Here is a 9,163-nt window from a genome sequence, read left to right as displayed (position 1 = left end):
ACCGGTTTATCAAACGGCGATTGCGGCACATGTGTGGGTTCAAATCCTTCGCTACCGCATCCGCAACGCTGGACGGCATTGAAGTTGCCAACATGATCCGAAAACGGCAATTCCCCAGTGCAACGACATCAGGTTTTAGGGTGTTTGCCGAGATCGCTGGATAAGTGTGTCCAGATCCTCGCTGACACTGGTTCTTTTAGTACTTTGCGACACAACCCAATCCGTGCCCCATGCAGTATTTTAGAGTTCTGCGGCCGTCAGTTGCGTCGAATTTGGCAACATTCAGGAGATGTTCGAAAAAGAAATGGCTCAGTAGGAAATCCCAACAATACAACGCCATTGTCCGACCATATGCGCCGAGACATTGGATTGGTTGAGCGTGGGCACAATGATCGCTCGCACTGGTGGTTGTATTGACGTGCTCAGCTATGGGATTGTGTATCTTCGCAACCTACAGATTCAGATTCGCCTTTATCAAATCTGCGCATGCAAGTGGCGAGGCATCTTCTGTATTCACCGATAAGTCATATGTCATCCCATCATGAACACGCTCGTATTGCCATCTGGAAAGACCGAGCGTCCGGTCGCCTCGCTTTCGTTCCCTTTCCTCCAGCACGTCCAGCGAGGCAAACACTCCAACCATGAAAAAATCATACGGTTCCAGTAAGCGTTGATACTCAGCCACTGCACTCGCAGACCCTTCTTCCGTGTTTCCAAACAACACTTCGTCAACAATCAAATTGTTCCCGGCGCTCGCCATCGCAGCAACTGAACGGCGCATTCCGGAGAGTGCGCGACTTGCCACTGGTCCGACACGCGCGAAAGTCACTGCATTTCCGCCCACCACACGCTTTTCAAAACTCAATCCATCTGGATCACCAGCAAGCCGCTCTGGCAACATTGCCAGAAAGGCATCCATTTCGATATGAAGGAACGGTTGTGTCGTAATGTTCTGAAGCGCTTTTGCGATAGAACTTTTACCAACGCTCCCTACTCCGTTTAAGAGAATTATTGTCGCCATTGGTCTTGTGACTGATTGATTGTTGCCAAGGTCCGTTATTTGGCTGAGGAAGGGGTTGAAGGCACAGTTTCCATCGTAAAATCCACCGCTTCCGGCCATCCAAAATCTGTTGTCCCATCCGGCAGCCCCAGAATTCGGTCGAGTGTAAGAAATTGCATATCGATCGCCGCCTGTAATTTATGGGCGGCCTGATCTGCTATGTCAGTTCCCCGGGCGTCGATGGCGCGCAGCAATGCAAAATCAAAGAAGTTCATAAGGAAGAGAATAAGCTCTGCCGCCGTATCGACATCGGCGACACTGAACGTTCCTTCATCGCAGCCCTTCTGGATGATTTTTGTCAGGACCGGCATGGCGCCAATTCTGACCCTGCGCTTGAATTGCTCGAGCAGGAACAAGTTTTGGTCCTGGTTCATAATCTTGAACATCTCGACCTGGCCTGGGTAGTCATGCTCGCGCAGGTAGTTTGCTCGTAGATGCGTGAAGTTGTGCAATAGATCGAGTGCCGAGGACTTCTCGTCGGAAGCAACAACAGACATCTGAGAGAGAACGCCTTCAGCTATACCATCCAAGACCCCGAACAATAACTCATCCTTGGATTTGAAATGGTGATAAAAGCCACCTTTCGAAACTCCGGCCAGATCCAGTACATCCTGAATGGTCGTATCTTCGAAACCTTTGGAAAAGAACAACATTTGCGCGCACCCCAGTAACTGCGCGCGCCGCGCCTCTGGCTGCATATTTTTCCGCTTCGTAGGTTTCATACACTTTTTCCTTGCAAACCGACCGGCGGTCTGCAATTACAGACCTGCGGTCGGTTTATATTCCGACTCATCTGGCAGGGCAATGTCATTCACCTGCCACCCCGAATTAAATGATGCGCTGATGCAGCCCAAGACCGCAAGCTACAACGCTTCGCGCGCCCAGTTGAGTTGTACCTACTACACAGGATCGAATGCCATGAATGCTCTTGTCTGCGGGGATATTTCAATATCCGAGCTACGCCAAACGTCACGGCTGGCTGGTATCCGGGATTTGCTCGAACTTCTGGTCGGGCATTCTCTGGACAGGGACGAAGCCCGTCAGTTTTTGTCGCGAACACGCTCGCAGACTTGGTTCGTAAATCCGTTTTCCCTCAATTGATCCAAACCTCTCTGGAGAGAAACATGTTGGACACTGTAAGAGCGCTTTCCACGGTTTATTGTGCTGCCGAAAGCATAACAGCAATCGCTTTGACAGATTTGCCTGAGCCCGGGAATGTCGCCGAAGCATTGCAATTGGTGACCGTGCCCGTGCCAAGGCCCTCGCGCCACCAGGTCGCAATTCAGCTGGTCGCTTCCTCACTACATGTTGATGAAATTTATGCGGCTCAGGGTACCGCTCTTGGTCGTTTCTTCGGGCCTAAACGCGCTTCTGTAAATTCCCCCTACATCATGGGGACTTCAGTTTCCGGGATCATTGTCGCAACTGGTCAGGACGCGACCCGGTTCAATGTTGGAGACGAAGTTGTCGTGATCCCCAATGCGCTTGGTGAATCTGGTTCATGGGCAACTTACCGATGCGTGTCACAGGACTATGTGATGCTCAAACCCCGGGCCTTGTCACATGTCGAAGTCGCAGCCGCAATGCTATCAGGTTGCGTTGCATGGGGCACAATCAACACCGCACGCATCGAAAACGGTGACCATTGCCTCGTTGTTGGGGCATCGGGTGCCGTCGGATCCATGATGGTCCAGTTCCTCAAATCAAAGGGCGCAATCGTGACCGGGGTTTGCAGTGGCGCAAACGCTGAGCTGGTGCGCACGCTGGGTGCGGATCACACGATCGACTACATAGTCACCGATTTTGGTTCTCAGCGTAAAAACACCTACGACAGGGTCTTTGATCTGGTAGGTGGTCGCGACATCGAGGCCGCAGCGTACCGCGTATTGAAACGCAAAGGTCGGTTCATCACTATCGTTGGCCCTGTGCGACACATTGGTGAACGCAAGCTATCCAGTTTCGAGCTTCTTTTGGGCGTCGGCCACGTTACTTGCCGCAGTATCGCGACACGACTCCGCGGTCCTCGGTATTGTTTTAGTGCCTCGCTGCCGCGGCACAATGCCTACGCAGCAATGCTGAGCATCGCCAAACACAACATACGCTCACCCATCGAAGCAGAGATTCCGTTCGATCTACCCAAAATCCGAACTGCAATCAAAACTCTGACGTCCCATCGGACAAGAGGTCGAATTGTCATCAACTTTGCCGCTGACGATCGACCAAGCCGGCCGGTAACCGATTCCAGACCTGAGATATATCTCGATCAGTTATTTTGCAGGCACAACACGCAGCTCAAAAAAGACACAGTAACACCATGACAAAAAACTGGAAATTACCAGGATCGGACGATCTCAATTCTCCGCTCTCTCCATGCAGCCGACGCAGTTCAACTCAATCAACTGAGACCCGTGTTCAGTCCATCCGGTCAATGCTGGTCGCACTTACTCTTGGTGCCGCACTGAGCGGATGTGCTGCCAACATGGCTGCAAAAGGCAGTGATGGTCCAGACCTGAGCGTCGTCAGCCAAGAAGCCACGCGGATGGATGTTGAGCGGCAGCTAGGTTCGCCCGAGCAGTTACAGCAACAAGCCAATGGTGATTGGGTGGCCGTCTATGACGTTGAACCCAGAACGAAACCGAACCTTGCTCGGGCAGCGGGCCACGGAACGCTGGACCTTTTTACCTTCGGGCTCTGGGAGGTTGTCGGTGGGCCTTTGGAAGTGGCCCATGCGCGGCGGGTACTCGTCACTGTGCGATATGACAACTCAGGAAAACTGCTGCAATTGACCAGCAAGCCGAAACCCATCCTGTGATCTAAGGGTCGGATCACTCCCGTTCTGCAATAGGCCGGCGTTGCATCCAATGCCCCGACGAACAGCAAACCATCCCCGTTGAACCAAAGTGCAGGTCCAACGAGCAGATACCCCTGTCCATACAAACAAGAGAACGGACTTACAAAATGAAGACTATAACATTGATCACGCTGGCCGCGATGGCTCCCACTTTGTGTATGGCTGATGAAAGTTGGACCGGCTTCAATGCAGGTTTACAGCTATCAGCAGTCGATGTTTCCCAAAACGACAACGACAACGACAACGGCAACGCAGCGTTGGGCCTCCACACCGGATACCTTCATAATTTTGACGGCTATGTCGTTGGCGGTGAACTGACTTATGATGCGGGCGCTGAGCTTGTGTCCGACAACAAAACCAAAAAGGTCGATACGATACGCCTGAAGTTCAAAGGCGGACACGTATTTGGCCGGACGTATCTCTACGGCGTCATTGGATATGCGAACATCGATGGCAGTTCCATCAGTGAAGATGGCTACTCTGCTGGCGTCGGCGTTACGTATCGTGCAACGGACAGAGTTCTGGTCGGCCTTGAATACCTGCGAGACACATATGACACATCAGCTGACGACATCACAGCAGACTCTGTCGCGCTTCGGGTGTCTTACAAGTTCTGACAGAAGGCATTTGAGAGCCTGACACCAGCGGGGGACAGTCAATTGCCACCCACTCATAATTCAATTCCCGGGAGCCACCAGGTGACTGAAATCCCAACGCTTGAAACTGAACGGCTGCTACTTCGACCACCGAAAATGGAAGACTGGCCCCACTATCTTACGCTTATGACATCTGAGCGCTCGAAGTTCATGGGAGGCCCGGTCTCAGAGCGCATGACCTGGGGGATTTTCTGTCATGACGTAGCTCAGTGGGCCCTCATGGGACATGGGGCACTGATGATGGAAGATCGTGTTTCAGGAGCGTGCGTTGGGCAGGTTGGCATCAACTCCGGACCGCTTTTTCCCGAACCCGAACTGGGCTGGTTCGTTTATGCTGATGCCGAAGGAAGAGGCTACGCGTTTGAGGCTGCCCGAACGCTGCGAGATTGGGCCTGTACATGGAACGTAACCCAGTCGCTCGTCAGTTATATCGACCCGAACAACCTCCGCTCCTGCCGCCTTGCAGAGCGGCTTGGAGGAATTTTGGATGCAAATGCCGAGCGAGATGACCTAACAGACTTAGTCTATCGATACCATTGAACTGCGCAATCTATTCCGCGGACCATTTAAGCCCGGGCAGACTCGGTTGGTCGTCTCAAATTAGTGCGAAAACTGCTTCTCATCTCCCAAGCTTGAAAAAAGGTGAATGCAGCAAGAAAGTCTTGGGCCTCCTTCATCAGTAGTCGGCTCAGTAGATCACGCCCAACATCAAATGTTTGAGAATCGAAATGATCAAAAACTTAACCTTTATCGCTACTTTCATGTTCGCTCTGTGCGCCACCGCTTTACATGCTGAAACTGCCGATGATGGCATGTTTGCCAAGGATGTCGGAGCCATGGTTGGCTTGGCAGAGGCCTATCAAATTAAGCCGTCTGATATTCTCACTGCGGTCGAGACTGATGTCTCAAAGCAATTTCCACAAGAGGTTGACGCAACCAAGGTTGTTGGAAAAATGGCAACGGTAAGGGACAAAAGTCTTTGCGACAAAGCTCCCGAAATACTTCACGACTTTGATGAGTACATTTCCAATAGAGGCTAAGATCGTATACGCCACCAAGATCATACCTTCGTGCTGCAGTCGTTTTGAGCCACAAATAGTCAGCCGGCCCCGTCGGGGCCGGCTTGCTTTTGGAAATCAACTATATCATTGCCTCCAGGACTTATCATCAACGGTCCGAGTAACTGGTGTTGAAACACTTAGGTCGCCAACTGCCCTCTTTTTGCACTGCTGAATTCAAACTGCGGCAACAGCCGGAGAAGGACGTAGGCTCCGAACGCGGCGCAGAAAATATCTGCCGACAACGCAATCCAGGATTCCACGATATAGTCATGCACAATCCAAAAACCGCCACCCAATAGCACAAGCGCCCGCAGCCGGATCTCGTCGATTTGCATCCGTCCAACCGCGATCGCTACAGTCGCGAGGCTGGAAAGGATCGATACTGGCCCCGCCCAGAACACAACTGCGGTTGCCAACAGAACCGGGATCAGCGCCCATCCCAAAACGGAAATGCGTCGGCTATTTGGTGCAAGGATCGCCGCAGCGGTCTGGATTGAACAGATCAGATTAACAGCACATGCGGCCATAACTTCCATTGAGGCATAGTGAATCGCAAAGAAAATCGTGGCTGCGAACTGCAAGATCAGGATCTTGCTCCGGGATTGCATCAGCGGTGACGCGACCAATGTGGCGAATGCCAGTGCACCAGAGCCGTAGACGAGGGCATCAGAAGGTATAACAAACATCACGCTGCTCCTCCCGACCCGTCGTATTTCAAAAACGTGCCGACAGTCCTTTCCGACCGGGTCACCCCAAGTTCGCGCAGCAGCCAGTCCGGCATTGAGGCAAAGTCTTCGCCGCTCTGGCTAGCGCTCATAAGGCGCACCCAGTTCACAAACTTTTTTTTGAACCGTGTGGCGACTGCCGCGCACGATCCGATACTCCTATCCAGGGAGGAAAACCGGGTTACTTCGATCGAGTTCATCGTTCTTACTCCAGTCAATTTTCTGTTGTGCGCCTCTCCTTGTGGTTTGGTTTGGCGCTTCGATGTGACCTTTGAGTAAGCATTCGTGATGTCCGTCGAATTTCTTCGAAATGCAAAAGTGTTTGATTTGTTTCTGTTATCTGAAGGTATGTGTTGGAGGTTTTCATTTGTTTCATCGGTTTCCCGACTGCGCTGAGCTCGAAACAAACGAAACCAGAAAGGTTTTGGGAATGTTTCTCAACTTGTTGTAAAATTATAGGGAACTAGCGCGAGAGACCGTTGCCATGAATACGGACCATCAGGAGAAACGCTGGGGTATTTCCGGAAGCGGACTGATCGGCAATAGCGGCACCGGGAACACAGCTACGGATTTTATCAGGAAGTGCCCGGCCGCAGTGACGCTTGCGCGGACATCCGATTTCCGGATCGTGGTTGACAGCGAAAAGATGGAAGCCCTGCTCAGGTGCACCAAGAGCCGATCTGGTTCGAAACTTGGTCTGCTTTGGTCAAGTAAACTGAACTTTGACGAACTCATGCGGCGCTTTAAGCAGGACGGGCGGGTTGAGGCCCAGGAAGTACGGCTTCAGAAAAACGATGGAGAGCAGTTTTGGGCGGCGGTTTCGGCACGGCAGATCCAAGTCGGCGGACGAGATTGCATCTTTCTCTACGCGCACGATTTGACGGAACAGCTTTCCGACAAAGCCGAAATCTCGCGGCAGCGGGATGCCTTACATGATGCCGAAAAGTTGAGCGCGTTGGGTCAACTTCTTGGCGGGATATCCCATGAGTTGAACAACCCGCTTTCTGTTCTCACCGGGCAGGCTTTGATGCTTAAGGAAAAAGCAGAGGATGAGAAAACGTCCAAAAGGGCGGATCGAATCCTAAAGGCGGCAGACCGATGCACTCGGATTGTCCGCAGTTTCCTTGATCTTGCTCGCAGTAACACGTCGGAACTCGTCGCGGTGGATCTGAACGAACTGGTGGCTGAAGCCGTCGAGGATGCGGGGAAAAGCATCCGTGAATTTGGTGCTGAAGTTATCTTGGATTTACCCACAACAATTCCGCGAATAATGGGCGACCCAGATCAGATTCGCCAAGTATTCGTAAATCTTCTGGTCAATGCCAGTCATGCCATCGGATCGGCCAAAGTAGCGAAGCGCATTACCGTCCGCTCAAAATATGAACCCGACAACGAGCACGTTGAGTTGCATTTTAGTGATACGGGACCGGGTGTTCCGGAAGACATAAGTTCTAAAATATTCGACCCACTCTTTACGACCAAAGATCCGGGTGAGGGTACTGGTTTGGGACTGGCGCTATGCCGTCGCATTCTCGAAGCTCATGGCGGTACAATCGATCTTCGTTCGACGTCTTCACACGGGACCACATTCAGGATCACCTTTTCGGAACTCGCGGCCTCGAGTTCCGTGCCAGACCCGATCCTGACCAGAGCAAGTACGGGCGCCGACCGGATGAACGTACTCATTATGGACAATCGCATTGAAGCCGGTGAAGAGTTGGCAGAGAAAATCTCTTCACGGGGGCACGGGGTCGAATTCGTTGAGGCCGCGTTTGTGGGCTTCGAGCGGTTGCGGCATCAGCGCTTCGACGCAATTCTGTTTCAGGTCGGCTTCGGAGATATGAAACTGATGGCTGCTGCGCAGGCAATCGAAAGAGCGCAGCGCGGAGCGAGCAGATCCATAGTCTTTTTAGTGAACCCGGAAACAGCAGACGATGCGCTGAGGAATATTGAAGAACTGGAGCGCCCATTCCTAACGGAACCATATTCCAAAAAGGAAGTGTTTGAAACGCTCGAACTGCTCGCGCTTCGAAGCGCAGCGTAATCGAGAGGAATGCTAAGATGGAGAGTACTTATCACATCGCAGTTGTGGACGACGATCCTGACGTTTGCGAGACATTTGAAGAATACCTAAGCGACCGCGGCTATGACGTTGTAGCGCTCAATGGAGGAACCGCGTTGCGAGAACATGTTGCCTCGGGCGCGCCGCTTGATCTTGTCTTGCTTGATGTAACTATGCCCGGAGAAGACGGGCTTTCTCTGGCAAGATATCTTTCCACCGAAACTGACATTAACATCATAATGGTCACCGCCTCTGGGGAAACGGTCGACCGCGTCGTCGGACTTGAAATAGGTGCTGACGACTATCTTGCTAAGCCAGTCGATCTGCGCGAATTACTGGCGCGCGTAAAGGCTGTTTTGCGCAGATCTGGTTGCGAAACCACCACAAAGGCTACAAGCGGTCCACGCATTGTTTCGGAGCGCATTCCGTTTGGAAATTGCCAGTTGGACCTTGCTGCACAACAGCTTTTTGACGATGACGGGCAAGAAATCAAAATCAGCGCCATGGAATATGATCTCTTACGCGTTTTCGCTGAGCGCCCGAACCGGGTACTGAGTCGAGATAGCCTACTTGAACTTGCCCATCACGGGGACTGGGAGCCGTTCGACCGCTCAATCGACATTCGGATATCGCGGCTACGCAGAAAAATCGAGCGAGACCCCGGAAAACCAGAGGTTCTCAAGACCGTTCGCGGAGCAGGCTACATTTTTGTGTCCAAGTGATTTCTCAAGAATTCTCGGTCAATTTT

The 9,163-nt window shown here is 52.1% G+C and carries 12 protein-coding genes and 1 pseudogene; 9 read left to right on the top strand and 4 right to left on the bottom strand.

What is annotated here, in order from left to right; all coding sequences use genetic code 11:
* A pseudogene (locus ACR0KW_RS23100) lies at window positions 1-164 on the top strand (IS6 family transposase); the annotation flags it as partial.
* A 287-nt stretch (window positions 165-451) separates the two neighbouring features.
* Here the strand turns inward: ACR0KW_RS23100 and ACR0KW_RS23095 are convergent.
* Window positions 452-1,021 carry a chloramphenicol phosphotransferase CPT family protein gene (locus ACR0KW_RS23095; protein ID WP_480807119.1) on the bottom strand — a complete coding sequence of 190 codons (570 nt, stop codon included), beginning with the start codon at window positions 1,019-1,021 and terminating at the stop codon, window positions 452-454.
* A gap of 35 nt (window positions 1,022-1,056) precedes the next feature.
* Window positions 1,057-1,782: a TetR/AcrR family transcriptional regulator gene (locus ACR0KW_RS23090; protein ID WP_480807118.1), complete on the bottom strand. Its 726-nt coding sequence runs from the start codon at window positions 1,780-1,782 to the stop codon at window positions 1,057-1,059.
* Between the two features lie 121 nt (window positions 1,783-1,903).
* On the opposite strand from ACR0KW_RS23090, the gene ACR0KW_RS23085 reads away from it, so the two are divergent.
* From ACR0KW_RS23085 to ACR0KW_RS23060, 6 genes are all read left to right on the top strand, one after another.
* The gene (locus ACR0KW_RS23085) at window positions 1,904-2,161 is read left to right on the top strand and encodes a hypothetical protein (protein ID WP_480807117.1); all 258 of its coding nucleotides are present in this window, start codon (window positions 1,904-1,906) and stop codon (window positions 2,159-2,161) included.
* Between the two features lie 23 nt (window positions 2,162-2,184).
* Window positions 2,185-3,378 carry an NAD(P)-dependent alcohol dehydrogenase gene (locus ACR0KW_RS23080; protein ID WP_480807116.1) on the top strand — a complete coding sequence of 398 codons (1,194 nt, stop codon included), beginning with the start codon at window positions 2,185-2,187 and terminating at the stop codon, window positions 3,376-3,378.
* On the top strand, window positions 3,375-3,872 hold the full coding sequence (locus tag ACR0KW_RS23075) for a hypothetical protein (RefSeq protein WP_480807115.1): 498 nt from the start codon (window positions 3,375-3,377) through the stop codon (window positions 3,870-3,872). The genes ACR0KW_RS23080 and ACR0KW_RS23075 overlap by 4 nt, the downstream gene beginning before the upstream one ends.
* A 146-nt stretch (window positions 3,873-4,018) precedes the next feature.
* The gene (locus tag ACR0KW_RS23070) at window positions 4,019-4,528 is read left to right on the top strand and encodes an outer membrane protein (protein WP_480807114.1); all 510 of its coding nucleotides are present in this window, start codon (window positions 4,019-4,021) and stop codon (window positions 4,526-4,528) included.
* A gap of 81 nt (window positions 4,529-4,609) precedes the next feature.
* Entirely contained in the window at window positions 4,610-5,107 is a 498-nt protein-coding gene (locus ACR0KW_RS23065; protein ID WP_480807113.1) for a GNAT family N-acetyltransferase, read from the top strand.
* A 188-nt stretch (window positions 5,108-5,295) separates the two neighbouring features.
* Window positions 5,296-5,607 carry a hypothetical protein gene (locus ACR0KW_RS23060; RefSeq protein WP_480807112.1) on the top strand — a complete coding sequence of 104 codons (312 nt, stop codon included), beginning with the start codon at window positions 5,296-5,298 and terminating at the stop codon, window positions 5,605-5,607.
* Between the two features lie 158 nt (window positions 5,608-5,765).
* On the opposite strand, the gene ACR0KW_RS23055 is transcribed toward ACR0KW_RS23060, so the two are convergent.
* Both ACR0KW_RS23055 and ACR0KW_RS23050 read right to left on the bottom strand, forming a co-directional pair.
* Complete coding sequence (locus ACR0KW_RS23055) at window positions 5,766-6,314, bottom strand: YgjV family protein (RefSeq protein WP_480807111.1); 549 nt, start codon at window positions 6,312-6,314, stop codon at window positions 5,766-5,768.
* Entirely contained in the window at window positions 6,314-6,445 is a 132-nt protein-coding gene (locus tag ACR0KW_RS23050) for a hypothetical protein (RefSeq protein ID WP_480807110.1), read from the bottom strand. The genes ACR0KW_RS23055 and ACR0KW_RS23050 overlap by 1 nt, the downstream gene beginning before the upstream one ends.
* A gap of 392 nt (window positions 6,446-6,837) precedes the next feature.
* On the opposite strand from ACR0KW_RS23050, the gene ACR0KW_RS23045 reads away from it, so the two are divergent.
* Together ACR0KW_RS23045 and ACR0KW_RS23040 are read left to right on the top strand one after the other, a co-directional pair.
* On the top strand, window positions 6,838-8,397 hold the full coding sequence (locus ACR0KW_RS23045; protein WP_480807109.1) for an ATP-binding protein: 1,560 nt from the start codon (window positions 6,838-6,840) through the stop codon (window positions 8,395-8,397).
* A gap of 17 nt (window positions 8,398-8,414) precedes the next feature.
* Complete coding sequence (locus ACR0KW_RS23040) at window positions 8,415-9,137, top strand: response regulator (protein WP_480807108.1); 723 nt, start codon at window positions 8,415-8,417, stop codon at window positions 9,135-9,137.
* Window positions 9,138-9,163 lie beyond the last annotated feature (26 nt).

The sequence above is a fragment of the Ruegeria sp. CG11 genome, assembly GCF_056537245.1.
The sequence above is the reverse complement of the archived record's forward strand: the minus strand, read 5'-3'. Positions and strand labels throughout refer to the sequence as shown.

Bases quoted from the DNA above. Each gene is read 5' to 3' on its own strand.
- ACR0KW_RS23055 (WP_480807111.1), bottom strand. From the start codon at position 6,314: ATGTTTGTTATACCTTCTGATGCCCTCGTCTACGGCTCTGGTGCACTG.
- ACR0KW_RS23070 (WP_480807114.1), top strand. From the start codon at position 4,019: ATGAAGACTATAACATTGATCACGCTGGCCGCGATGGCTCCCACTTTG.
- ACR0KW_RS23060 (WP_480807112.1), top strand. From the start codon at position 5,296: ATGATCAAAAACTTAACCTTTATCGCTACTTTCATGTTCGCTCTGTGC.
- ACR0KW_RS23075 (WP_480807115.1), top strand. From the start codon at position 3,375: ATGACAAAAAACTGGAAATTACCAGGATCGGACGATCTCAATTCTCCG.
- ACR0KW_RS23085 (WP_480807117.1), top strand. From the start codon at position 1,904: ATGCAGCCCAAGACCGCAAGCTACAACGCTTCGCGCGCCCAGTTGAGT.
- ACR0KW_RS23090 (WP_480807118.1), bottom strand. From the start codon at position 1,782: ATGAAACCTACGAAGCGGAAAAATATGCAGCCAGAGGCGCGGCGCGCG.
- ACR0KW_RS23080 (WP_480807116.1), top strand. From the start codon at position 2,185: ATGTTGGACACTGTAAGAGCGCTTTCCACGGTTTATTGTGCTGCCGAA.
- ACR0KW_RS23045 (WP_480807109.1), top strand. From the start codon at position 6,838: ATGAATACGGACCATCAGGAGAAACGCTGGGGTATTTCCGGAAGCGGA.
- ACR0KW_RS23040 (WP_480807108.1), top strand. From the start codon at position 8,415: ATGGAGAGTACTTATCACATCGCAGTTGTGGACGACGATCCTGACGTT.
- ACR0KW_RS23095 (WP_480807119.1), bottom strand. From the start codon at position 1,021: ATGGCGACAATAATTCTCTTAAACGGAGTAGGGAGCGTTGGTAAAAGT.
- ACR0KW_RS23050 (WP_480807110.1), bottom strand. From the start codon at position 6,445: ATGAGCGCTAGCCAGAGCGGCGAAGACTTTGCCTCAATGCCGGACTGG.